The following is a 23,275-nucleotide window of genomic DNA, read 5'->3' on the forward strand; positions in this document are numbered from 1 at the left end:
AGTAATGAGTAATGAGTAATAAGTAATAAGTAATAAGTAATAAGTAATAAGTAATGAGTAATAAGTAATGATACCATTTCATGAAAATAATGAAACAGATACAAAGCCTGAAAGTCTGATCACGGAAGAATTTATTACAGCATTTTCCGGTGTAATGATGTACACTATTGGCGGGCAAGATGCCCACACCACAAAAGTTTTATTATTATGATTTGTACCTCATAGCAATGAAATCTGCTGTAATTACGAATTACGAATTACGAATTACGAATTACGAATTATTATAAAAAACTCCACCCATTTGTAGGTGGAGCTTAGAATTACTTTCCATAAAATTAGGCTAATAAAATTTCACAACAAGCCGGAGGAGAATTACCCAGAGAACCTTTGCCAAAATTGCGCTCAAATAAATCTTGAGTTTGGGTAAAAATTATTTGCCATTCTAAACGTTCATTCTCTCCTCTAAGTCCAAATTCTGGAATGTGACAAAGAGAGCGATTAAAGAGTTTTTGGCAATCTTTTTCAAATTGTTCTATATTAGCCATGTGTGCGTGTAAAACCGCATCAATTTCTTGGGTCGGGACTATTCTAATATGCGGGTATCTTTGCAGTAATATTAAGAATAGTCCATACTTTCTGATTGCCAATAAAGCTGGAATTATACTTAATTTTTGATGCTGTTGAGCTTGAATTACACTCACAAATATCCTCAGCCAATCAAGAAATTTCAACCTCGGCGGAGAATTTGAATCTACACGATCTGGGGATAATCTATTGACTAAATACACCTTGCAACTCCTGAAACTAACTCACCATAACTGTCAGAAAACAAATATTGATAATCTTATTTGTTTTCTAATTAGTAATAATTCCCAGAGTAACGAATCCGTTCAGGATAAACACGAAAAGAATGGAAGAAATCAACAGATTCTCTAGTGAACCTACCGGATGTTACTGCACCCATAAAATAAAGACGCTGATTGACTGCAAAGGCACGATATTGTCCTAAAGTGCGATCAGCATGACGGATAACTAGCTCCAAGCCGGGATATCCTTCAATTTGATAATTAGTAGTTCTAATGACTAAACCAGTACTACCAATAGTTTCTAGCATTGTGCTACGCAAAACTTCACGAATTTGAGAAGGTGTGAGTCGAGCAGCTGCTGGTGAATCTCTGTGGGTAATTGTGTATGCAGTGTTGGTACGATAACTAACAGATGTTAATTGATCATTAGTATTATTTGTAACTTTACCTGGCATCTGAATGATAAAGTCTCTATTTGGCCCCCAATAGGTATAGTTTTGAGCAATTACATTGGGTTGTTTGGGTATCTGCCGAGTAGAATTAATCGTTACATCTGTGTCGTTGGCAGAGATGGTTGGTTGAACCAAGGCGGTGGCTGGGTTCTGTATGCCAAAAAACATTGTTGTTGCTGCGATCGCTAAAGTTTTGAAAGTAGGTGACATAACTTGATCCTCTTGCTCATGTTCAGTAGATGTTCTGCCGTGCGACTCCTTTAGTGCCTGAACCAGTGCCATGAGTTGCACTTGCATTCCTTGTAATACAAGATTTACACCATCTAAAAAATGAATGATAGGATCTGAAACCTGCTCACTTAAAGCTCAGAAAAATGCTCACATCCTCTGAGTGTTGACTGTGAACAATCAAAATGAATGAAGCATAATAGAATACCAAAGTGCCTAAAATTTTTCCCTGGCTGCACACATCATCATTAAAGCCGATTATGCGTATTTGTTTGTCTGATGAGGCAATTAGCAATTTAATTGCAGAAGATGTTCCCTATTTTGACTTGACAACCTTGGGCTTAGGTATTGGCAAGGAGCAAGGGAAAATCCAATTCTATACTCGCCACCCCATGACTGTGTGCGCTACAGAAGAAGCGGTGAGGGTGATAGAGAAATGTGGAGCGATCGCCGATTTTGCTGTATCAAGTGGTACTCACTTAGCGGCAGATCAACTAATTTTAGCAGCTACAGGTAATGCAGAGTCTTTACACATCGCCTGGAGAATTGCCTTAAATTTGCTGGAGTATGCTTCAGGCATAGCAACACGCACCGATGAATTTGTCAAGGCAGCAAAAAAAGTTAATCCGGCTATTTCTGTAGTGACTACACGCAAAGTATTTCCAGGCACTAGAGCCTTGATGATGAAGGCAATTGTTGCGGGTGGTGCTTTACCCCATCGCTTGGGACTTTCGGAAAGTATCTTGATTTTCAAACAGCATTTAGTCTATATGGGGGGTTTGTCTGGGTTGCTAGCACAGATAACTACCCTCAAGCAGCGATTTCAAGAACATAAAATCTCTATTGAAGTGGAAACTGTAGAAGATGCTATATCAGTGGCAGCTAGTGGAGTGGATATCATCCAACTTGATAAAATGCCAATGGCTACACTCAAGGAACTAGCCCAGCATCTGAAACAAAATTATCCTCAAGTTAAACTGGCAGCAGCCGGGGGGATCACACTCAATAATGTTCACGAATATGCTGCCACAGGAATAGATTTATTAGTTACTAGTTCTCTCTATTTCGGTAAGCCAGCTGATATTGCCGCCAAGATGTCAACTTGATTGCGTTCCTCACAAGTTCTTCAATTTTTTCTCTTAGCTTGAAGTAGAGATTAAGTAAGTCGTGGAGAAAATTTATAAGTATGTAACAAACAACTAAGCAGAAGAATGAGAGTTAAATCTGACACGTTGTGTACTGTAGTTCCCCTTTTCTCCTCTTGTTTGAATCCCATCAATGACAGCATAAGCAAGGTCTAACTCATCTTCAAAAGTTTTTGAGGCAAAGGTGTGTCACTGGAAGCATAAGCTTTCCGTCACGGAAATGTTATGCTTCCAGTGACAAAAAGGCTGAAAAGCTTACTGTATAAAAAATGGAGCTAAGCGGATTCGAACCGCTGACCCCTTCAATGCCATTGAAGTGCTCTACCAACTGAGCTATAACCCCTTAAGTTGCGTTATTAATTATCTCTTAATATTTAGACTCTTGTCAAGTGATTTGGCAAATTATTAACTTTCTATAGTTCCGATTTAACTAATTAATAGTTAACTTGCAATAAGTAGCTCATACAATGCCCCATGAGAAAATACACAACTAACATGGCGGCAGCAGCTAAGGCAACCAATGTACCTGCTAGCATCAGAGAAAATTCTTTATGCTCAACTGCCTTCTCCATGAGGTGTAGTGACCAAGCGACTAGAGCCACATCAAATAATAAAATAGGAATCAACATATTTCTTAATATTTTGTAACAGTCGTAAAATAATCTTAACACCGTTTTCTGGAACTGTATCTAACTGGGGCTGATGTGACTCAATCTCTATAATCGCTTTAGAATTTAGGCGTACAAACGTACTGGAACTTGGCGATCGCGCAAATAATTCTTAATTTCCGCCACACTCAACTGTCCGTAATGGAGAAGCGATGCCAATAAAGCCGCTTCTGCTTTACCTTCAGTGAGTGCAGTATGGATATGTTCACAGTTACCTGCACCACCAGAGGCAACCACCGGGATTTCTACAGCCTCAGCAATTGCCCGTGTTAACTCAATGTCATAACCGGCTTGAGTACCATCAGCATCCATACTTGTGACCAACAGTTCCCCAGCACCGCGTTGTTCCACTTCTTTCGCCCAAAGTAGGGCATCTAAGCCAGTATTTTCTCTACCACCGCGCACGTACACATCCCAACCTGGGTTTTGCGGGTCGATTCTGCGTCTAGCATCAATAGCAATAACTATGCACTGATTACCAAAGCGATCGCTAGCCCGATTGATCAAGTCTGGATCACGTACTGCCGCAGAGTTAATACTAACCTTGTCTGCCCCAGCCCGTAACAAAGCTTTAACATTTTCTAAGGATTGGATACCACCGCCAACAGTCAGGGGAATAAAGACCTGTTCAGCCGTGCGGTAAACCACATCAAAAATAATATCTCGGTCTTCATGAGTAGCCGTAATATCTAGAAATACTAACTCATCTGCCCCAGCTTCGTTGTAAACCTTTGCCAGTTCTACCGGATCGCCTGCATCTTTGAGGTTAACAAAGTTAACTCCCTTAACAACCCGTCCCGCCTTGACATCTAAACAAGGTAAGATTCTTTTAGATAACATATATTTTTTTAGCTCCTGGGTAATTGTCCGGAATTTAAATTGTAAATTGAGGTGGGTATTTCCCGCCGAAAATCTTCGCAGGCGTGTCTATGTGCAGTGTTATGGCAGAGATTGCGCTCAAACAGACCTAAACTGAAAGTTAAAGCTGAATTATGGCGATCATCTCCTCGAAAAAACAGCCTCCAGAACCCAATGGGCAACCAAAACAGCATCGGGAATCAGCAAAAGCAGCCCCCAAAGAAAGTATTTTGCAACCTGAAGCTGCCATTGATGAACAAGGTAAGCAAGAAGAGAGTATCAGACCACAGAAATTTACTGACTACATCGGACAAAAAGACCTCAAGGATGTTCTAGAGATTGCCATCAAAGCAGCCAAGTCGCGGGGTGAAGTTTTGGATCACTTGCTACTGTATGGCCCTCCCGGATTAGGTAAAACAACAATGGCAATGATATTAGCATCCGAGATGGGAGTCAACTACAAAATCACAAGTGCGCCAGCTTTAGAACGACCTAGGGATATTGTCGGGCTGTTGGTGAACTTAAAACCCGGAGATATTTTATTTATTGATGAAATCCATCGACTCTCGCGGATGACTGAAGAAATACTGTATCCAGCAATGGAAGATTACAGGCTAGATATTACCGTCGGTAAAGGTTCTAGTGCTAGGATTCGGAGTTTGCCTTTGTCCAAGTTTACCCTAGTGGGAGCAACAACCCGCGTCGGGGCTTTGACTTCACCACTACGCGATCGCTTTGGCTTAATTCAAAAGTTGCGCTTTTATGAAGTTGATGAACTCAGTAAAATTGTCTTAAGGAGTTCCCAATTACTCCAAACTAACGTCACCGAAGATGGCGCAACAGAAATTGCCCGCCGTTCCCGGGGAACACCACGGATTGCTAATAGATTACTTAAACGTGTCCGTGATTATGCGGAAGTTAAATCTTGTGCAGAAGTTAATCAAAGTGTTGCAGCCGAAGCATTGCAACTATTTCAAGTAGATCCTTGCGGTTTAGATTGGACAGATCGCCGGATGCTAAGTGTGATTATTGAACAATTTAATGGCGGCCCTGTAGGCTTAGAAACCATCGCCGCAGCTACCGGAGAAGATACCCAAACCATTGAAGAAGTTTACGAACCATATCTGATGCAGATTGGTTATTTAAGCCGGACTCCCCGTGGGCGCACAGCCACCAAAGCCGCATACAAGCACATGGGATTTACACCACCGAATGAGCAGATGTCATTGCTTTAGGGAATGGGGCATTGGAATGAGACAAGGTAGACAAGGTAGAGGGGGGAGACAAGGTAGAATTGTTTCTTTGTCTTCCTCCCAAGCAACAGTCAACAGTCAACACTCGCCGTTATGATCAAGTTAATTAGTATAGTTCACGCCGTGTACAACTTTCTTTCAAACCTAACCCCCAGCCCCTTCCCTACAAGGGAAGGGGAGCAAGAATCAAAGCCTCTCTCCTTGCAGGGGAGAGGTACTCTACGAGAAGAGCTTCGCTCTATGGAGAGGGGTTTTAATAATAAGTTGCACATCGCGTTAATTCTCAGTCTTTTACTCATGCTGGGCTGGGTTACGCCAGTCATGGCAGAAACTCAACCACCTAGCATTACCCAAGAACAATTAGAACAGGGTGATGAGTGGGCAAATCAGGCCTTTGCCGCTACTAATAAAGGTGATTTTGCGACGGCGGAGAAGTATTGGACAAAGATTATTGAAAATTTCCCGACGAATGCAGGTGCATGGAGTAACCGGGGCAATTCACGGGTGAGTCAGAATAAATTAGAGGCTGCACTAGCTGACTATAACAAAGCCGTGGAATTAGCCCCTAATGTCACCGATCCTTACTTAAATCGGGGTACAGCTTTAGAAGGGTTGGGTAAATGGTCAGAGGCGATCGCAGATTATAATCATGTTTTAGAACTCGATCCTAACGACGCAATGGCTTATAACAATCGCGGTAATGCCAACGCTGGTTTAGGAAAATGGCAAGATGCGATCGCAGATTATCAAAAATCCTTTGAAATTGCTCCCAATTTTGCCTTTGCCCGTGCTAATTATGCCCTGGCTTTATATGAAACTGGCCAAACACAGCAAGCCATTCGGGAGATGCGAAATATTACCCGTAAATACCCCAACTTCGCCGATGTCCGTGCGGCATTAACCGCCGCTTATTGGGTAAATGGCCAACAAGGTGAAGCAGAAAGCAACTGGGTAGCTGCCTATGGATTAGATACCCGTTATAAAGATATGAACTGGGTAAAAAATATCCGTCGTTGGCCTCCTAGTATGGCGGCGGCTTTAGATAAATTCTTGAAAATTCAGTAATTTTCGCAACAGGTAACACAGTCAAAAACAGGGTGTAGGGTGTAGCAAAAGATATAGCCCCAACAAAAAGTTTGTAGGGGCGGGTTTATTAGGATCATCATCCAAAAGCAAGGATATAGGTAAACCCGCCCCTACTCCAATGCCCGCCACTCAGCCACCCCTTACCCCATGTTGTTGACCAAAATATCAACGGCGAGCAAGCCCCTGGCTTCAGACATGGGGGTTAGCCGTTGGCGATTTTAATCGCCGCCCAAATTCTTCTATTAATTCACTAACCTACATCCTACAGGCTATCTTCTCCTGAAGGAGACGCTACGCGAACACGAAAAATTTTTCGGTCTACTTAAATAGCATCTTCATCAAGAAACGGTCTTAGTTGAGAAGTTGAATTGATTCCCAATCAGACTAAAGTTTAGCAATTTAGACTAAATAGATAATGTTATGACAATTGCCGTCAAATTTTAATGTAAATGTTGATAAAAACATCTATAATTTGCGCTTGTTAATTTAATAAATATGAATATGATTGAGGTGTAGGAATCTAGGAGTTAAGAATCCTCATGGCTCTGAAAATAGTACCTGAATTAGAAGAAGTGGTTGAAGGTCTTGGTGTCCCTGGAATCGCTGCAATAGTTCTTCTGCCTGTCATTGTTCCTGCGGTTGGAGGTATTAGTAAATCCTTAACTAAGGCAACTATCAAAGGTGGGATTGTCCTCTATGAAAAGGGTAAAGGGGTAATTGCAGAGGTTGGTGAAAATTTTGAAGATATTATTGCTGAAGCCAAGGCTGAACTAGCTGAAGAGCGTACAAGTAATCTAGAAACCGGCACAACAGAAGGGGAGGGTAGCTAGTTTTGCGGCTAAAAAAATCAATATTTTAAGGGATGGGTATTTTACCCGTCCCTTTTCTATAAAAAGTTTGGGGTGATAAAAATGCCTTGCAAAAAAAATATAATCAAATTTATATTTTTATTGATTTTGTCTTTATTTTTATTCATTGGTATTTTCAATTTAAAAAATGATTTTTCTGCTGTGGGAACAGCATCTTTAATCACAATAGAGGAAGTAACAGCAATCAGTGTTAACAAGATTGAAAATCAGCAACAATTCAACAATAACGCAAATATTAGGGGAGTTGATCAGCTAAAAGCCCAGACACAATTAAATACTTTTCATATTGTGATGGGTGTAATTGCTGGGTTAGTGCTGTTTTTGTATGGAGTAACCAAAATAGCGGAAGGTATGGAAGCACTGGCAGGGGAGCGAGTCCGCAATATCCTTCGCAATTTCACTACCAACCCCTTAGCAGGAGTAATGACTGGCACAGTTGCTACTACTATTTTAGATTCATCATCCGTCACAATCATCATTGTGATTGCAATGGTAAGTGCAGGTTTATTAACTGATGTAGAATCTCTGGGTGTAGTTTTAGGGTCTAATATTGGCACAACCTTTGGAGCGCAAGTTGTTGCTTTTAATATTGACGAATATGCACCCATAGCATTGTTCATCGGTTTTTTATTATTTTTGCTGGGCAGAAGTGACCGGCTCAAACAAATTGGCTTAATTGTGCTGGGTATTGGCTTACTCTTTTTTGGCCTTGGTTACATTGAAAATGCTACAGAACCATTTAGAGATTACCCACAGTTTATTAATTGGATGGAGAGCTTAGGACAGAACACCTTACAAGGTGTTTTAGTAGGAGGATTGTTTACAGTTTTGATTCAATCTTCTTCTGCTACTTTGGCTATTGTCGTCACATTAGCTAGTCAAGGCTTTATTTCATTACCCACAGGTATTGCCCTTATGCTGGGTGCGGAGGTAGGTACTTGTGCTGATACCCTAGTTGCTACCATTGGGCGTGAGCGTCCAGCCATCAGAACGGGAGTGTTTCATCTCATATTTAATGTGACGTGAAAGGACTTGCAACTTACCAATATTATGTAGGCAAGGGGGCAGGGTGAAAGAAATGTTAACTTGAACTCAGATCACGGTTATCAATTTGGGCGCGTTGCAAACTACCAGAGAAGTCAACATAAACACTTTTCCATTCAGTGAAAACATCTAAGGCAGTCGTGCCGGCTTCTCGGTGTCCGTTACCTGTCTGTTTGACACCACCAAAGGGTAAGTGTACTTCCGCACCAATGGTAGGGCCGTTGATGTAAGTGATACCGGCTTCAATATCGCGCATGGCAGTAAAGGCGCGGTTGATATCGCGGGTATAAATAGAAGAAGACAGACCGTATTTGGTATTGTTAAGAATAGCGATCGCTTCCTCAAATGTCTTCACCTCAATTAACACCACCACAGGGCCAAATATTTCTTCACGGGCTACCCGCATCTGTGGTGTAACATTATCTAAAACTGTAGGTTGGAAAAAATAACCCTGATTTAACTCCCCTTGCGTCGCAATTTCCCCACCAATTAATATTTTTGCGCCTTCCTCACGGGCAATTTTCATATACTCATTTACCCGTTGCAGTTGTCTATGGTTAATTATTGGCCCAATATCTGTATCAGGGTCATTACCAGCACCCAAGCGTAACTGACTAGCACGTTCACACAGCATACTAGTAAATTTTTCCTTGATATCACGATGTAAAATCAAGCGACTAGTAGCTGTACACCGTTGACCAGTTGTGCCAAATGCCCCCCACACTGCGCCATCTAAAGCCAGTTCTAAATCTGCATCTTCCATCACTACTTGGGCATTTTTACCACCCATTTCTAAACAGACACGTTTATGAGTGCGTCCGCAAGTTGCACCCACATAAGCCCCAGTTTCCGAAGAACCAGTAAAGGAGACTAAATCAATTTCTGGATGTTCAACTAAAGCCTTCCCCACTTCCTCACCTACCCCATGCACCAAGTTAATTACCCCTGGCGGTAAACCTGCGGCGGCGAAAATTTCGATTAATTTAGTCGCACAGGCTGGCGTATCCTCAGCAGGTTTGAGAATTACCGTATTCCCACAAACCAAAGCTGGCATTGCTTTCCAACAAGGAATAGCCACAGGAAAATTCCAGGGAGTAATTAAAGCACAAACACCAATAGGCATCCGCACAGTCATAGCAAACTTATTGGGCATTTCCGAAGGAGTAGTTTGCCCAAATAATCTTCGTCCTTCCCCAGCACTGTAAAAAGCACAGTCAATACCTTCTTGGACATCCCCCCTAGCCTCAGTTAATGGTTTACCCATTTCCCGACTAATTAACTGTGCTAGTTCTTCCTTGTGTTCAGCCAATAATTCCCCAACCCGAAAGATATATTCTGCCCTAGCTGGGGCTGGAACTTGCCGCCAACTTCGGTAAGCTTGTCTAGCTGCGCCTACTGCCAAGTTTACATCCTCAGCTTGAGAGCGGGGAAAAGTAGCCACCACCTCAGTTTTATTTGCAGGGTTATGACTAGCCAGGATATTTTCACCCATAGCATCCAACCACTGACCATTAATATAGTTTTTGCTGTTAAATGGAGTAGTCATTTACCTATAGCATCTTTCCGCGTAGCGGTATTACAAATTACAAATTACGAATTACAGATTATCTTCTACTTACCAAAATAGCAATTAAGGCACTAATGCCAACACTCCCACAGGAGAACCTGAACCCCGCCAGAGTCTAATGACACCTATAGCTAAGGTAGTCCCTGTGGGTGGTAATTGATCTAAGTTGGTCAGATTTTCTAACACAATGCCTTGCTGTGCCAAAACTAGGCGGTTGGTAGTAAAACTATGATCTTGTCCAGGGTCTACACCATGCGTATCAATACCTACGCCAGCAATTCCCCGGTGTTGAATTAAAAACTCAGTCGCATCACTACCAAAACCAGGAAAGTGCATAATTCCTTGGGAGTCCTGATTGAGAAAAGCGTTTTTATCAGACCATTTAGCTTGCCAACCTGTATGCAGTAGCACTATATTACCAACAGGAATTTCAACGTGTTCTCTCTCCCAGGCAAGAATATCAGCAACACTCAGGACATAATCAGAATTGGTAGCCGCAACTGCACAGATATCTATAACCACAGCAGGCACAATTAAAGATTGAGCAGGATATTGATCAATGCCCACACCAGTCTGATAAAAACTGTTAGGTGCGTTAATGTGAGTGCCGCTATGCTCACCCAAGGAGAAACACCGCAGGTAATAACCATCATCTTGCAGTTCTGCCACCGGGGTAAACTCAACAGGAGGATCGCCTGGCCATTGGGGAATATTGGTGTCAATAATGTGGCTTAAGTGAATCACCCGCGAGAAATGAATCGTATTCAAACTTACCCCCTACACCCAGAGTATATTTATTTATTGATAGAAAAAACTCGGTATTCAAACAACTAACTGCCCAGTTGTGTCAATAATAAATTTTCTGTAAATGTATAAAATTCTCTTTCAGAAATCCCTACAATTTTCCAGCGAATAATTTTAAACTAGCAATAACATACTTATTATTTCTGAGGAAATCCGGCACTAACCATGAAATTAAGGTTATTTTGTCAAGGATTAACAGCGTTAGCGATCGCCTTGTTGACTATCAGTATAAGTCAGCCGAGTCATGGTCAAGGTACAACATTCTACTGTGCCAAGAGCAAAGGCGTACCCACAACATTCGCCCGTACCCAAGACGGCAAGAAAGTACCGATAGTACGTTGGGTTTCTAATAATTACTTTCCACCACCTTGGACTGCTCAACGGCGTTGTTCAGAAGTGTCGCGGAGATTTCAAAGAAACCACGATAACGGTAGACTCAGGCGCATTAAAACTGGGGTACTGCGGGGAGAACCTGTTGTGTGTGCGGCTATGAATCAAAACAGTTCTTGTACAGATAGCACGTTATTATTTACCCTCAAACGTGGTGCTAATCCTCATATTATTCTGCGTAGCTTGTTTGATCGTCGTGGTTTAGCTGCTGGTAACGCACTCAATGAAAGTGCTAGTAACGATAGCACAGTTGACATCGATTTTGATATTTATCTGCAAAATACCAGCATTGAGTCAACTAATGATTCCGTATCTGCACCCAGTGATTCCACCTCTGAGGCTGGTATCCCTTAAATCAATTATCAGTTATCAGTCTAGTCGGCAATTAATATGATTTGGGGCAGTTGGAAAATTATTGCCTGTATTGGCAGTTTATCAATGCTGTTGTCAGCAGATGTGAGTGGTTGTGCTAAATCGGTTTCTATTGGTAGCAATGTTTCTCAGGTAAATCAATTACCAGTAGCACAATTGCGCCATGAAGCTGAAAAAATTACAGTGAAGGTGATATCAACTGAATTTCTTGGCTCAGGAATTATTCTTACAAGGAAAGATAACTTTTATACTGTATTGACCAATGCCCATGTCTTAAGAGCAGAAAAACCCCCTTATCGGATTCAGACGGTGGATGGTCGCATACATCAAGCCAGTTTGCTCCCAGCAGTCAGCTTTGGCAACCATGATTTAGCATTATTGCAGTTTCAAAGTGTCAGTCATAACTATCGCGTAGCCGCTTTAGGTTATTCCCCAGTGGTGGGAGATGAAGTATTTGCTACTGGTTTTCCTTTTGACCAAGAGGAATTGGTGGCGAAAGGTTTGATGTTTACCACTGGCAAGGTGTTGCTGGTGCTGCAAAAAGCTTTAGAGGGAGGTTATCAAGTGGGGTATACCAACGAGATAGCCAAAGGCATGAGTGGGGGGCCACTGTTAAATCGTCGTGGTGAGGTTGTTGGTATTAATGGAATGCACGCTTATCCCTTGTGGGATGCGCCATCAGTTTTTATCGATGGCTTACAGGCAGATGAAAATCTACATCAGCAGATTACTCGCTTGAGTTGGGCAGTTCCAATGGATAAGGTTGTGCAAATGATACCAGCTATGTCAAATAAGGCTGATTAGAGGTCAAGTGATGAAGCTCGATAGTAGAGTAGCAACGGTAATTTTAGGAGTAGCGATCGCATTCTTACCTGGAGAAATTGCGGTATCATTAACACCTCAAGATGTCAGTAATATCGCTCAAAAAGTAACAGTAATTATTAGTGGAGCAAAACTTGGCTCTGGTGTAATTATTAATCAAGACAACAATACTTACACTGTCTTGACGAACTGGCACGTTGTAGAAGATTTAGGAACTTATACAGTCCAGACTCAAGCTCAAACTTCCTATCAAGTCACACCCAATTTAATTACCCGTATCCCAGGGGTAGATTTAGCCATCTTAAAATTTACCAGTCGCCAAAAATACACTGTTGTCACCCTTGGTAATTCAGATACAGCAATTGCCGGGACAACTGTGTATGTCTCCGGCGCACCGACACCAGTGCAAGGAATTGAAAAACGCACCGTGTTAGTTCCTCACGGACACATTGTCGGCACTCATCCCCAACCAAAGGAAGGTTACGCCCTGATATACAACAATACTACCTATCCTGGGATGAGTGGTGGCCCAGTTTTAGATGAAAATGGTCGATTGGTGGCTATTCATGGCCGAGGCGCACGGGATAAGGAAGGTCAGAAGGTAGGTTTTAATTTAGGTATTCCCATTAATATCTTTAGCAATTCTCAGCTAGCCAAGAGTCTCAACTTAAGGGTAGCAACAACAACCCCAGCACCACCTCCTAGACAAGTACCATCCGCCAGCACTCCCATCAAAGGAAGACCAGCCACCATTAATGGTTCTCCTCCAGGAGCTAGCGTTTGTCCAGGTAGACGTTGTTAAATTTACAGTTGTTTTTTTTAATAATTTGAGTTTAAATTCGATGTTTTCAAAATCTTTAAAATCTGGTGTTGTAGCTTTACTTGTAACCACAGCATTATTTTCTCCCCAAAGTGCGATCGCTCAAACTACCATTGATGAAGACAAGTTAGATTCAGTCAATGGAATGCGCTGGGCGGGTAATGGTTTACCCTTTGATAAAGTTGTCGATATTAAAGACGCTCTAGTTAATACCCCTTTAGGTAAAGTTGTCATTGACCGTCATGGGGAAGATCCTCAAGGAACTCTCTTCAAAAATCCCTTTGCTAGTCCTAGCCCTGGTAAATTTGTCGTAGTTTCTCTCTGGGGCAGCAAAATAGAAGGATGTTTTGTAAAATTAGTTGTGCAATCAGCACCAACGGATGGCAGAGCAGAATTAGCAGAAATTGCCCCAAAAATGATTGAGTTAGGTATTGGTGAGCAAATTCTGCAACTCACCCGTAACCCTAAAATGAAAGTGAGAGGGTTTCAAGGAAACTATACATATACTGTCTACGAAAACAATAGAAACGTTGAACGTTCCAGTATTTGGTATATGAGCGATACATTGTTTGATATCAGTCCTGAAGCCGCTAATTTACTCAGAACCGCACCAGCCAAAGAAATTAAAGCCCGGTTAACTTTTGACAATGGTGATACCAAGATTATTCCCATTGGTAGTAGCAACGTCAAACGTTGGCAAGATTCATTTGGCTTTAATAGTTCTTGTACTGCACCACAATAACATTGACAAAAAAAGGGAACGGGGAACGGGGAACAGGGTTGGGGAAAAGAAAAAACTTTAGTTGTGGAATACAAGCCCACTTGAAAAGTTGTGGGCATACTCGATGCCCATTGAGAATGCCCCTATCAATTAAGTAAGGTGGGCTTACCCTTAACTTAACGCCTGTGGATAAGAAGTAGTCGTCTACCTTGGTTGAAACAGGAAGAAAACGCTAAACTTATCAACAAGTTTGACTGATACCGTTTCTTAATGAAGATGCACTTTATTCTGTACTGTAGAGACGTTGCATGCAACGTCTCTACATCATTTATTTGGCGCAACTTCATAGAGAATTGGTATAAGTTTAGGTAAGTTTTTTAGAGCAGACAACAATTGTGAAAGCAATTTTAATGACAGCACCTGGTAGTCCAGAAGTGCTGCAATTACAGGAAGTACCAAAACCCACTACATTAGGTAGGACTGATTTATTAGTTCGCTTGGTAGCGGCGGGGATTAACCCTATTGATACTAAAGTACGCCAACGAGGCACTTTTTATCCTGAGCAAATGCCTGCGATTTTAGGATGTGATGGTGCAGGTATAGTAGAAGCAGTAGGAGACGGTGTCAAAAGATTTCGTCCCGGTGATGCAGTCTATTTCTGCAATGGTGGCTTAGGTGGAAAGTACGGTAATTATGCTGAGTATACCGTTGTTGATGAACGCTTCACAGCCCATAAACCTGCTTCCTTAACCTTTGCTGAAGCCGCCGCCGCACCCCTAGTATTAATCACTGCTTGGGAAGCTTTATATGAGCGAGGAAGATTAGAACCAGGAGATAAGGTTTTAATTCATGGGGGTGCTGGTGGGGTTGGCCATGTGGCAATTCAATTGGCAAAACTCAAAGGCGCAAATGTTTGCACTACTGTAAGTTCTGAAGCCAAGGCGCGTTTTGTTAGACAAATCGGTGCTGATCATGTAATTTTCTATAAACAAACAGACTTTGTGCAAGCGGCTTTAGATTGGACTAACGGCGAAGGTGTAGACTTAGCTTTTGATACTGTTGGCGGCGAAACTTTTCACAAAACTTTCCCGGCTGTAAGAGTTTATGGTGATATCGTCACCATTCTCGAACCGAAAGCTGATACTGTTTGGCGAGTAGCAAGAAATCGTAACCTCCGCATTGGTTTTGAGTTAATGCTGACACCGATGTTAGAAAACTTAGTGGAAGCACAACAGCACCATGCAGAAATTTTGACAGAGTGTGCTGAGTTTATGGAGCAAGGTAAATTAAGTATTCACGTTAGCCACAAGTTTCCTTTAGCAGCCGCAAATCAAGCTCATCAATTACTAGAAAATGGTGGAATTGTGGGTAAAATTGTGCTGTTGATCAGCAATGAGTAAATTGTAAGTAGAACGGTGTAAATAATTAAAGGTTTGTAGTAAGGACTTTAGTCCTTATGAGAGGACTAAAGTCCTTACTACGAACTAAATGCAATTTTTTTACATTAGTTTACATAGTTTGGTTTTTTCAAATCGTTCTACTTAGTCGGATTGTTTTGAGTTGATTTGGCGATCGCTCTTGAGTAAAATTGCGATCGCAATTTAAAATGAAGTCCTTCTTTTACCAGTAGTAAAAAAGAGAAATTGCGTTACCATCAATTTAATCAGTTGTTGAATCAAAATTAATTGTGGCTACATCGCTCAACATAAACGAAGCCTTAATACAAGAGGCGTTAGCACTGGACAACCAGGTGAGCATTGATTCTCTGGTGGAAACGGCACTAAGGGAATATATTCAACGTCGCAAGCGGCTCAAAGTGTTAGACCTCTTTGGTACTATCGATTATGATCAGGGCTATGACTACAAACAGCAACGCCAGCAAAGATGAGCGTTATTGTTGATACTTCTGTTTGGTCAAGAGATTATAATTACTATAAATCTTGTTATTATCAACACTCTTCAAGAATGCGATCGCACTCAAGTATGAGTTAGAAGCGCGATCGCACCCAAATTCAAATAGCATAGAAGCAGACACCACAAAACTAGACTATGAGTCCACAATTTGAAGCTGCGATCGCTGCTATCCAACTACTCTCATCTACAGAGCGGCAACAACTACTGCAAATTCTTACCCAAAACAATTTGTCAGAAAATTCTGAACCTGATCTGAAAACCCTTACTAAACAGTTTTTGCAAGGTATTACGCTGCAACAGCTACTTGCCAGCCATCCTACCAGAACTGTTGATAACCTCAAAGACCTTGCTGCCGATTTTTGGCCGGAAGAAGACTCTATTGAAGATTTTCTCATCTTCCTACGACAACAACGCCAAGAGGCAACCTAACTAAATTCCCATGAGTCTTGTTCTAACAGATCATTACCCCTTGACCCAAATACCACTTATTGTATTGGTTGGTAACTTCTTAAAGTCTTGTTCCTATCAACACCCTTCCAGAATGCGATCGCACCATTATCATACGTTGCTTTCACGCACTCTACACTTTAAGCTGTATTTTATTAAAAAAATACATTCTCTTGCCTAATGCCCAATTCTTTTTGGACTATTTTAATTATTAGTTTTTACGCCTGTTTATTGTTATTCATGCCTCTACCAGCGTGGGCAGCATCAACACCAGTAGAACGCACACCTTTAACTTTAGAATTATTACAAGAGCGAGTACATAACCCCATTCTTCGAGAAGGTAATTTAACTGTAGATTTGCGAGAAATGGTAATTGATTTGCGTCCTGAAAATTCGATGTTTCGTGATGCTTTTTATCAATCACTGCGGAAAGAGCTACAAAAAACTGGGGCAAAACCTTTAGGATTAGACTTGAGTAATTCTTTGATTCAAGGTGATTTTATTGGCAGTGATTTAGGTTTAAGAACACCTTTATATGCTCAGGCGATCGCGCCTATTTTTACTCCTACAGAACAAGCACAATTAGAACAGTTACGTTTAGCTTGTTTACAATCTTTAACTGTGACTTTGATTAATTCTAAAGATTGCCGATCGCTACTTGATACTCAATCCACAGCATCTAGTGAAGTAAACGTTTTTCGTGGGGCTTTGACATTTAATCAAACTCGTTTTAATGGAGAAGTAAAATTTGCTAATACATTTTTTTTGCAATCTGTAGATGCTAAAAATGCTATCTTTCTCCAACCAATTAACTGGAGTGAAACGAGATTTGTCCGTGCTGTCAGTTTTGATAATTCAACTTTTCATCAACATAGCAATTTTCAAGGTAGTGTTTTCTTTGACAAGGCTAATTTTAAACAAACGCAATTCCAAGATATTGCTAACTTTTATGGCAGCCTGTTTATAAAATCTGCCAACTTCAATCAGGCTATTTTTAAACAATTAGCTAAATTTAATCATATTCAATGGCAAGGTAAAGCCAACTTGAATGGTGTGAAATTTTTCAATCAAGCACAGTTTGCTAAAGCTAATTTTAATCAGTCCTTATCTCTCAAAGATGCCGTTTTTGAACAAGCTGTGATTTTTCGAGAAGTATTTTTTAATCAACCAGTAGATTTGCGAGGGACAAGTATTCTCAATCAAGCGGATTTTAGTGATACACTATTCACAAAATCCGCTTTTTTAAATGTTGCTGGACTAACTTTTAATTCTAATCAAGCTAAAATATTAGGTAATCCGGGACAAATTGGGAAAATGTTTAGTGTCCCGACTTTTCAAGGTAATCAAAACGTGTTACGAAATTTAATACAGAATTTCCGTCAACAACAGCAAGTAACTGATGCTAATCAAATAGAGTACACTAAACAAAAATTAAAATTACAAGAATTAAGTCGGGAGTTATTTGGCATTAATATTAATAATGCTCCTGTAGTTAGTTTAATTAGATTGGGTTTTTCGGCAATTCAAGCTGAAGCGATCGCCGAACGCCGAATCATCAAACCATTCCGTAACCGCCAGGAATTATTAACATTAGCAGATATTGATTTAGCTACCTACAATCAACTTAGAGATCAGTTAGTTTTTGCTGAACCTTTAGCTATTGGTAGTTGGTTGCTAGAAGCTTGGGCTTGTTTAGCATTGAGTTTATTGTTACTCTTAAGTGGTTATGGTACAAACTTTTGGTTAGTTTTTGGTGTGGGAGGAGTAGCGATCGCTTTCTTTGGTGTAACTTTTTGGTTAGTAGATCGCTGTCGTCGTCTCCATCCTGTTCCCATCATTCCCACCTATTACGAAAGCGTTGCTATTTTCATTAGTTTTACTGCTTTATTATTCTTGAGCTTATTAGCTATTTTTCGCAATGCTGCCCAACCTTGGCTAACTCTAGGATGCCTGAGTATAATTATCATCCCTATCCCCTTGTTCTTAATTATCAGCCTCTACAAACAAGGCCGCTATCACGATTTATTAAATGTTTCTTACTTAACTGAAGACGGAACATTTCGCCAGTTACGATTATTAATTGGCCGCTTACCAGTCATTCCTAGAAATCAATTATTTCGGGAACGATATATGCCTTTATTATGGGATAAACGATGGAATTGGCTCAACTACTACGACTTTAGTCTTAACAATCTAGTTAGATTAGGTTTTAACGATATTCGTCTCCGAGATGAACATCTACCAGGAATTATTTCTACCCTGGCTTGGTATCAGTGGAGTTTGGGGATACTTTACATCACCCTAGTTTTATGGACACTCTCCCGCACGATTCCGGGTTTAAATCTCCTGATTTATCTGAAGTAGAAAATTATCTCATTTCTGAAGAAAAGCAGGGGTGAAATGAAGTGAAAATTAATATTATCTGAGTTTTTAATTTTGATTTTCACCTAGGGGAGTACATATCTAGAGAGTACTGCACCCGCTAGAGCTTTCGGTGCGTTACGGCTTACGCCTAACACACCCTACTGGCGTGTCAAGGCTAAAATAGTGTATTAGATGTAGGTTGGGTTGAGGAACGAAACCCAACATAAATATCGAAAAATTAACATAGATGCTGGTGTTGGGTTTCCTTGCGTCAACCCAACCTACAATTTTTTTGCAATATTTTAGGCTTGTCACTCCACTACATATATTTTCTTATTTTTGTTTTAGCTAAATCAAAGTTTTTAAATATTCTTAAACCCCCATTATATTCATATATTTCTAGAATTTGCTCCCTCATCAGACTGATAAATCAGCAATTAAATCATAAATTAGCCTTCTCTTAACCATGCTTTAATCAAGCACTATTAATGTTAGACAGAGACATTAATATGTCAACAAATGACAAGTACAGTGGCTATTGAAATTAGTAATCTTTCCAAAAATTTTAAAGGAAAGACAGCACTTAAAAATGTATCCTGCACAATTCATGAGGGAGAAATGGTTGCCCTCATAGGTGCATCTGGCTCAGGTAAATCTACTCTCTTGCGGCACATCAATGGCTTGCATATTGCAGATACAGGCACAGTGTTTATTTTTGGCACTGTACTACAAAGCCAGGGCAAATTACATTCTAAAATTAGGTATTTACGCAGCCAGATAGGCTGTATTTTTCAACAGTTTAATTTAGTCAATCGGCTAACGGTGAGCGAGAATGTTCTAGTTGGTAATTTAGCAAGATTATCTATTTTACGCTCAACATTACATTTATTTACCAAAGCAGAAAAAATCCAAGCTCTAGCAGCCTTAGAGCGAGTAGGGATTCTGGAACATACCTATAAACGAGCATCTATGCTATCTGGAGGGCAACAGCAACGGGTAGCGATCGCGCGTTGCTTAGTACAAGGAGCGAAAATCCTGCTGGCGGATGAACCTATTGCATCTCTAGATCCTGAGTCAGCACGTAAAGTTATGGAGTTACTTGTAGAACTAAATCGCCAAAACGGAATTACTGTAGTTGCTTCCTTACATCAAATTCAAATGGTGCGGAATTACTTTGAGCGTGCGATCGCTTTAAGAGATGGCGAAGTGATGTTTGATGGTGCAACTGTAGAACTAGATGACAACAAACTCAATGAAATTTACGGTGCAGCCGCAGAAGAATTAGTAATGAGAGGACATGGAGAACTGCTAGTTTAATTCATAATGGACTTCGTCCCGCTTCGCTAACGTAATACCGCTACGCGGAAGCAAGCTACGTAATTCGCTCTCTGAGTTAGGTAGTTTTTCATAGTTGATTATCTCTGCAACAATTCATAATTTTTACTTACATCTGAACACTAAACTTATGGATAGAAGGTTATTTATTCAACAGGCTTCTTTGTTTACTGGATCTTTGGTAAGTGCCAAAATACTTTCAGCTTGTAATTCTGAGGCTAATACTAGCAATACAGCGATTCAAGAAATTAATTTTGGTGTATTGTCTACAGAATCTCAGGCTAATCAAAAACCGATTTGGCAACCTTTTGCGGCTGCTATGTCAAAGGAAATTGGCATTACTATTAAGCCTTTTTATGTGACACAGTATGCAGCCGTCATTGAAGCAATGCGTTTTGGTAAAGTTCAAGCGGCTTGGTTAGGTGGTAAATCTTATATTGAAGCTGCAAAAGTAGCCGATGCAGAAGCTTTTGCTCAGGTAGTCAGTGCAGACGGAACTAGAGGTTACTATTCTCATTTAATTGCTAATAAAGATAACCCCATTGCGGCGGCAGCTATAGCAGCAGGTGGCGATAAATATGTAATTCAAAATGCAGCTAATCTCACCTTTGCTTTTAATGATCCTAATTCTACCTCTGGATTTTTAGTTCCTAGTTACTACATTTTTACCAAAAATAATATTGACCCCAAAAAATCATTCAAGCGGCTGATTTTTGCTGGAAGTCATGAAGCTTCTGCTTTGGCTGTAGCTAATAAACAAGTAGATGTCGCTACTGTTAGCAATGAAGCCTTAAAACGTTTAGAAAGAACTAATCCTACAGCTAGACAGAAAATTGAAATCATTTGGCAATCTCCTCTCATTCCTAGTGATCCTATTGTTTATCGTCGAGATTTACCAGCAGATATTAAGCAAAAATTTCAAAACTTTTTCTATAATTACAAAGATGCTAAAGTTTTAGAACCATTTGAAATTGCTGGCTTTGTCCAAGCTGATGATAAAGTTTGGCATACAATTCGAGAGTTAGACATTGCTAAAAAAATCCAGGAAACTCAAGCTAAACAAAATCTCAGTGAGCAAGAGAAGCAACAAAAAATAGCAGAACTTAATCAGCAACTCAAAGAAATTCAATAATGACTTAAGTAGAATAGGGTAAATAATTAAAGGTTTGTAGTGAGAACTTTAGTTCTCTCTGCGTTCTCTACGTTCCCTGCGGGACGCTAGGCGAACGCGGAGCGTGTCGTAGACAGAGGCTACGCCAACGCGGAGCGTGTCGTAGACAGACGCTCCGTGAACACATAAGGACTAAAGTCCTTACTACGAACTCTATCTTACTCTTTTTGTATCACTTAAGATATTTCATTTTTATAAACGCGGATAGAAATTTCATTTTTGGACTATTTTAGTCTATACAGTCCACTACAAATTTCAGGCTTACTTTACAGTGGTGTTAGATTTATAGGTGAATAAAAGTGCGATCGCTAAATCAGAGAAGTGCTAATGTATCTCCTAGCGTGATAGCAATGCTAGAGCAAGAAGCAAAGATTGTGAGTGCTAAAAAAGTTTTATTTCTTGTCGGGATTGCTGCTATTTTGATTTTTGCCTATTATCAAAGCGAGTTAAATTTCCCTGTGTTGCTACAACGGGGAGGTAACATGGCGGAATATATCAGTTCATATTTTCCCCCAGATTTTAGTGATTGGCAGTATTATTTAGAAGAAACGCTGATTACTATTTCGATGGGAATTTGGGGGACTTTACTGGCAGCGATCGCAGCTGTTCCTCTGTCAATTCTAGCATCTAATAATATGTGTCCTGTGTGGATTGTTCAACCCACACGTCGCCTTTTAGATGCTATGCGCGCTATTAATGAAATCGTCTTTGCTTTAATATTTGTAGTTGCTGTTGGGTTAGGGCCATTTGCTGGAGTTTTGGCCTTATTTGTACATACAGCAGGGACTTTGGGAAAACTGTTTTCTGAAGCAGTAGAAGCAATTGAACCAGCCCCCGTAGAAGGAATTAGAGCCACTGGTGCAAGTCAAATTCAAGAAGTAATTTATGGGGTGATTCCCCAAGTGATGCCTTTATGGACTTCTTTCACTCTCTACAGATTTGAATCTAATGTCCGTTCTGCATCTGTATTAGGAATTGTCGGTGCTGGTGGTATTGGGGTTTCACTTTATCAAAGTTTTGGCGCATTTCAATATCAAAAAGTCTGTGCAATTTTGATAATTTTAATTGTGGCTACAGGTACAATTGATATACTTTCTGCAAGGGTAAGAAAGTGGTTAGTTTAGATGAGTTTGATAGTTGATTGCTCAGAATTTATTCGGTATCATTTTCAAAAAATAATTCCATGCGATCGCCCCGAAATCGCGTTACACCATATTCAATAATTTTACCTGTTTGATCAACGTTGACTGACTCTGCTAATAGAATTGGTTGATTCAGAGGTAATTGCAGCCATTTAGCATCATGAGGCTGAACTAAACGAGCAGAAACGCAGGTACTACGACGAATATGATCACATCCATATACTTCCTGTAAAAGCCGAGAAATTGATTGCTGTTCTTGTAAAAATTTGATGTTTTGCGGCTCTAAAATATCAGGGAATAGCTTCAGGGGAAAATATCCTGTCCCTATACTAATGGGTTCTTCATCGGCTAAAGCTAAACGTTCAATTAATGCTACTGGCTCACCATAAGTAATCTCTAATCCTTTAGCGATCGCATTATCCGCAGGTAATTCTAATACACGCAATAATTGATACCTCGCTTGCCAACCTTGCGCCTTTAAAGTTTGGTTATAACGCACGCGCTTACCAATTGCATAGCGAATAGTTTTAGCAGCGACAAAAGTACCCCGCCCTCGATCAACTCTTAACAATCCTTCATTTTTCAGGAGAGCGATCGCTTGTCTGAGGGTATGGCGATTCACCGCAAACTGTTCTGCTAACTTGGTTTCCGTTGGTAGTTGCTCACCAATTTGATACACCCCCTGATGAATGTTTTGTCTCAGTTGATCAGCAATTTGAATATATATCGGCATGATTTCTTTCATGTATCAATATTAGATTGTCAACTTGTCCAAATTGCGTTAATCTATTTTCATCTAGATGTCTAGACAAGTTAAGAATAGTTTAAAACAAAATACTGGTTACTCGGACTTACACAACAAAACTATTGGTTGTGGGAGGGTGTAGGGGTGTAAGGGTGTAGGGGTATAGGGGTTTTGAACACCTAATGCTCATGCAAGTCTTACCCAAATACTTAATTGTTGGGCTTTGTTAATTTTGAATTGGGAGCAAAGCAT

The 23,275-nt window shown here is 40.5% G+C and carries 25 protein-coding genes and 1 tRNA gene; 17 read left to right on the top strand and 9 right to left on the bottom strand.

Annotated features, from left to right (window positions below; all coding sequences use genetic code 11):
- Nucleotides 1-67 precede the first annotated feature (67 nt).
- Nucleotides 68-211: a hypothetical protein gene (locus ACPZ3T_RS14925; RefSeq protein ID WP_490270276.1), complete on the top strand. Its 144-nt coding sequence runs from the start codon at nt 68-70 to the stop codon at nt 209-211.
- Between the two features lie 124 nt (nt 212-335).
- Here ACPZ3T_RS14925 and ACPZ3T_RS14930 read toward each other — a convergent pair whose 3' ends face one another.
- Together ACPZ3T_RS14930 and ACPZ3T_RS14935 are read right to left on the bottom strand one after the other, a co-directional pair.
- Nucleotides 336-701, bottom strand: coding sequence for a glycine-rich domain-containing protein (locus tag ACPZ3T_RS14930; RefSeq protein ID WP_490270277.1), 366 nt, complete (start codon nt 699-701; stop codon nt 336-338).
- A gap of 158 nt (nt 702-859) precedes the next feature.
- Complete coding sequence (locus tag ACPZ3T_RS14935) at nt 860-1,540, bottom strand: hypothetical protein (RefSeq protein ID WP_490270278.1); 681 nt, start codon at nt 1,538-1,540, stop codon at nt 860-862.
- A 158-nt stretch (nt 1,541-1,698) separates the two neighbouring features.
- Here ACPZ3T_RS14935 and modD point away from each other — a divergent pair, with 158 nt between their 5' ends.
- Entirely contained in the window at nt 1,699-2,592 is an 894-nt protein-coding gene (modD, locus tag ACPZ3T_RS14940; RefSeq protein ID WP_490270279.1) for a ModD protein, read from the top strand.
- Between the two features lie 309 nt (nt 2,593-2,901).
- Here the strand turns inward: modD and ACPZ3T_RS14945 are convergent.
- The 3 genes from ACPZ3T_RS14945 to hisF form a co-directional block, all read right to left on the bottom strand.
- Nucleotides 2,902-2,974: transfer RNA gene (locus ACPZ3T_RS14945), tRNA-Ala, on the bottom strand.
- Between the two features lie 91 nt (nt 2,975-3,065).
- Complete coding sequence (locus ACPZ3T_RS14950; RefSeq protein ID WP_190703821.1) at nt 3,066-3,260, bottom strand: hypothetical protein; 195 nt, start codon at nt 3,258-3,260, stop codon at nt 3,066-3,068.
- A 105-nt stretch (nt 3,261-3,365) separates the two neighbouring features.
- Nucleotides 3,366-4,139 carry an imidazole glycerol phosphate synthase subunit HisF gene (gene hisF / locus ACPZ3T_RS14955; protein ID WP_490270280.1) on the bottom strand — a complete coding sequence of 258 codons (774 nt, stop codon included), beginning with the start codon at nt 4,137-4,139 and terminating at the stop codon, nt 3,366-3,368.
- A gap of 152 nt (nt 4,140-4,291) precedes the next feature.
- Between hisF and ruvB the strand changes: the two genes are divergently transcribed.
- The 4 genes from ruvB to ACPZ3T_RS14975 all read left to right on the top strand — a co-directional run bounded on the left by ruvB (nt 4,292) and on the right by ACPZ3T_RS14975 (nt 8,391).
- Entirely contained in the window at nt 4,292-5,392 is a 1,101-nt protein-coding gene (gene ruvB / locus ACPZ3T_RS14960; protein ID WP_490270281.1) for a Holliday junction branch migration DNA helicase RuvB, read from the top strand.
- Between the two features lie 315 nt (nt 5,393-5,707).
- On the top strand, nt 5,708-6,475 hold the full coding sequence (locus tag ACPZ3T_RS14965) for a tetratricopeptide repeat protein (protein WP_490270282.1): 768 nt from the start codon (nt 5,708-5,710) through the stop codon (nt 6,473-6,475).
- 560 nt (nt 6,476-7,035) lie between these two features.
- Nucleotides 7,036-7,326 (top strand): DUF5132 domain-containing protein, encoded by a 291-nt coding sequence (locus ACPZ3T_RS14970; protein ID WP_490270283.1) that lies wholly within the window; start codon nt 7,036-7,038, stop codon nt 7,324-7,326.
- An 81-nt stretch (nt 7,327-7,407) separates the two neighbouring features.
- Nucleotides 7,408-8,391, top strand: coding sequence for a Na/Pi cotransporter family protein (locus tag ACPZ3T_RS14975; RefSeq protein WP_490270284.1), 984 nt, complete (start codon nt 7,408-7,410; stop codon nt 8,389-8,391).
- A gap of 55 nt (nt 8,392-8,446) precedes the next feature.
- On the opposite strand, the gene ACPZ3T_RS14980 is transcribed toward ACPZ3T_RS14975, so the two are convergent.
- Nucleotides 8,447-9,955: an aldehyde dehydrogenase family protein gene (locus ACPZ3T_RS14980; protein WP_490270285.1), complete on the bottom strand. Its 1,509-nt coding sequence runs from the start codon at nt 9,953-9,955 to the stop codon at nt 8,447-8,449.
- An 84-nt stretch (nt 9,956-10,039) separates the two neighbouring features.
- Nucleotides 10,040-10,744, bottom strand: a complete 705-nt coding sequence (locus tag ACPZ3T_RS14985; protein WP_490270286.1) for a cyclase family protein — start codon at nt 10,742-10,744, stop codon at nt 10,040-10,042.
- Between the two features lie 201 nt (nt 10,745-10,945).
- Here ACPZ3T_RS14985 and ACPZ3T_RS14990 point away from each other — a divergent pair, with 201 nt between their 5' ends.
- The 6 genes from ACPZ3T_RS14990 (at nt 10,946) to ACPZ3T_RS15015 (ending at nt 15,793) form a co-directional block, all read left to right on the top strand.
- Nucleotides 10,946-11,524 carry a COP23 domain-containing protein gene (locus ACPZ3T_RS14990; protein ID WP_490270287.1) on the top strand — a complete coding sequence of 193 codons (579 nt, stop codon included), beginning with the start codon at nt 10,946-10,948 and terminating at the stop codon, nt 11,522-11,524.
- A 36-nt stretch (nt 11,525-11,560) separates the two neighbouring features.
- Complete coding sequence (locus tag ACPZ3T_RS14995) at nt 11,561-12,346, top strand: S1 family peptidase (protein ID WP_490270288.1); 786 nt, start codon at nt 11,561-11,563, stop codon at nt 12,344-12,346.
- A gap of 10 nt (nt 12,347-12,356) precedes the next feature.
- Nucleotides 12,357-13,166, top strand: coding sequence for a S1 family peptidase (locus ACPZ3T_RS15000; protein ID WP_490270289.1), 810 nt, complete (start codon nt 12,357-12,359; stop codon nt 13,164-13,166).
- A 40-nt stretch (nt 13,167-13,206) separates the two neighbouring features.
- On the top strand, nt 13,207-13,926 hold the full coding sequence (locus ACPZ3T_RS15005; protein ID WP_490270290.1) for a hypothetical protein: 720 nt from the start codon (nt 13,207-13,209) through the stop codon (nt 13,924-13,926).
- Nucleotides 13,927-14,300: 374 nt separating this feature from the next.
- Entirely contained in the window at nt 14,301-15,305 is a 1,005-nt protein-coding gene (locus ACPZ3T_RS15010; RefSeq protein ID WP_490270291.1) for a zinc-dependent alcohol dehydrogenase family protein, read from the top strand.
- Between the two features lie 287 nt (nt 15,306-15,592).
- Entirely contained in the window at nt 15,593-15,793 is a 201-nt protein-coding gene (locus tag ACPZ3T_RS15015; RefSeq protein WP_490270292.1) for a type II toxin-antitoxin system VapB family antitoxin, read from the top strand.
- 3 nt (nt 15,794-15,796) lie between these two features.
- On the opposite strand, the gene ACPZ3T_RS15020 is transcribed toward ACPZ3T_RS15015, so the two are convergent.
- Complete coding sequence (locus tag ACPZ3T_RS15020) at nt 15,797-15,928, bottom strand: hypothetical protein (protein ID WP_490270293.1); 132 nt, start codon at nt 15,926-15,928, stop codon at nt 15,797-15,799.
- A gap of 26 nt (nt 15,929-15,954) precedes the next feature.
- Here ACPZ3T_RS15020 and ACPZ3T_RS15025 point away from each other — a divergent pair, with 26 nt between their 5' ends.
- The 5 genes from ACPZ3T_RS15025 to phnE all read left to right on the top strand — a co-directional run bounded on the left by ACPZ3T_RS15025 (nt 15,955) and on the right by phnE (nt 22,260).
- On the top strand, nt 15,955-16,248 hold the full coding sequence (locus ACPZ3T_RS15025; RefSeq protein WP_490270294.1) for a hypothetical protein: 294 nt from the start codon (nt 15,955-15,957) through the stop codon (nt 16,246-16,248).
- Between the two features lie 198 nt (nt 16,249-16,446).
- Nucleotides 16,447-18,630 carry a pentapeptide repeat-containing protein gene (locus tag ACPZ3T_RS15030; protein ID WP_490270295.1) on the top strand — a complete coding sequence of 728 codons (2,184 nt, stop codon included), beginning with the start codon at nt 16,447-16,449 and terminating at the stop codon, nt 18,628-18,630.
- Between the two features lie 519 nt (nt 18,631-19,149).
- A complete protein-coding gene (gene phnC, locus ACPZ3T_RS15035) occupies nt 19,150-19,947 on the top strand; it encodes a phosphonate ABC transporter ATP-binding protein (protein WP_490270296.1) in 798 nt (265 codons plus the stop codon).
- A gap of 148 nt (nt 19,948-20,095) precedes the next feature.
- Nucleotides 20,096-21,097, top strand: coding sequence for a phosphonate ABC transporter substrate-binding protein (phnD, locus tag ACPZ3T_RS15040; RefSeq protein WP_490270297.1), 1,002 nt, complete (start codon nt 20,096-20,098; stop codon nt 21,095-21,097).
- A gap of 389 nt (nt 21,098-21,486) precedes the next feature.
- Nucleotides 21,487-22,260 (top strand): phosphonate ABC transporter, permease protein PhnE, encoded by a 774-nt coding sequence (gene phnE / locus ACPZ3T_RS15045; RefSeq protein WP_490277227.1) that lies wholly within the window; start codon nt 21,487-21,489, stop codon nt 22,258-22,260.
- 28 nt (nt 22,261-22,288) lie between these two features.
- Here the strand turns inward: phnE and phnF are convergent, their stop codons facing one another.
- On the bottom strand, nt 22,289-23,011 hold the full coding sequence (gene phnF, locus ACPZ3T_RS15050; RefSeq protein WP_490270298.1) for a phosphonate metabolism transcriptional regulator PhnF: 723 nt from the start codon (nt 23,009-23,011) through the stop codon (nt 22,289-22,291).
- Nucleotides 23,012-23,275: the final 264 nt, after the last annotated feature.

It is taken from the genome of Aliinostoc maniaoense (assembly GCF_058172895.1).

Coding starts and splice junctions, on each gene's coding strand:
- ACPZ3T_RS14925 (WP_490270276.1), top strand. CDS start 68: ATGATACCATTTCATGAAAATAATGAAACAGATACAAAGCCTGAAAGT.
- ACPZ3T_RS14935 (WP_490270278.1), bottom strand. CDS start 1,540: ATGGCACTGGTTCAGGCACTAAAGGAGTCGCACGGCAGAACATCTACT.
- ACPZ3T_RS14950 (WP_190703821.1), bottom strand. CDS start 3,260: ATGTTGATTCCTATTTTATTATTTGATGTGGCTCTAGTCGCTTGGTCA.
- hisF (WP_490270280.1), bottom strand. CDS start 4,139: ATGTTATCTAAAAGAATCTTACCTTGTTTAGATGTCAAGGCGGGACGG.
- ruvB (WP_490270281.1), top strand. CDS start 4,292: ATGGCGATCATCTCCTCGAAAAAACAGCCTCCAGAACCCAATGGGCAA.
- ACPZ3T_RS14965 (WP_490270282.1), top strand. CDS start 5,708: ATGCTGGGCTGGGTTACGCCAGTCATGGCAGAAACTCAACCACCTAGC.
- ACPZ3T_RS14970 (WP_490270283.1), top strand. CDS start 7,036: ATGGCTCTGAAAATAGTACCTGAATTAGAAGAAGTGGTTGAAGGTCTT.
- ACPZ3T_RS14975 (WP_490270284.1), top strand. CDS start 7,408: ATGCCTTGCAAAAAAAATATAATCAAATTTATATTTTTATTGATTTTG.
- ACPZ3T_RS14980 (WP_490270285.1), bottom strand. CDS start 9,955: ATGACTACTCCATTTAACAGCAAAAACTATATTAATGGTCAGTGGTTG.
- ACPZ3T_RS14990 (WP_490270287.1), top strand. CDS start 10,946: ATGAAATTAAGGTTATTTTGTCAAGGATTAACAGCGTTAGCGATCGCC.
- ACPZ3T_RS14995 (WP_490270288.1), top strand. CDS start 11,561: ATGATTTGGGGCAGTTGGAAAATTATTGCCTGTATTGGCAGTTTATCA.
- ACPZ3T_RS15000 (WP_490270289.1), top strand. CDS start 12,357: ATGAAGCTCGATAGTAGAGTAGCAACGGTAATTTTAGGAGTAGCGATC.
- ACPZ3T_RS15005 (WP_490270290.1), top strand. CDS start 13,207: ATGTTTTCAAAATCTTTAAAATCTGGTGTTGTAGCTTTACTTGTAACC.
- ACPZ3T_RS15020 (WP_490270293.1), bottom strand. CDS start 15,928: ATGCTATTTGAATTTGGGTGCGATCGCGCTTCTAACTCATACTTGAGT.
- ACPZ3T_RS15025 (WP_490270294.1), top strand. CDS start 15,955: ATGAGTCCACAATTTGAAGCTGCGATCGCTGCTATCCAACTACTCTCA.
- ACPZ3T_RS15030 (WP_490270295.1), top strand. CDS start 16,447: ATGCCCAATTCTTTTTGGACTATTTTAATTATTAGTTTTTACGCCTGT.
- phnC (WP_490270296.1), top strand. CDS start 19,150: ATGACAAGTACAGTGGCTATTGAAATTAGTAATCTTTCCAAAAATTTT.
- phnD (WP_490270297.1), top strand. CDS start 20,096: ATGGATAGAAGGTTATTTATTCAACAGGCTTCTTTGTTTACTGGATCT.
- phnE (WP_490277227.1), top strand. CDS start 21,487: ATGCTAGAGCAAGAAGCAAAGATTGTGAGTGCTAAAAAAGTTTTATTT.
- phnF (WP_490270298.1), bottom strand. CDS start 23,011: ATGCCGATATATATTCAAATTGCTGATCAACTGAGACAAAACATTCAT.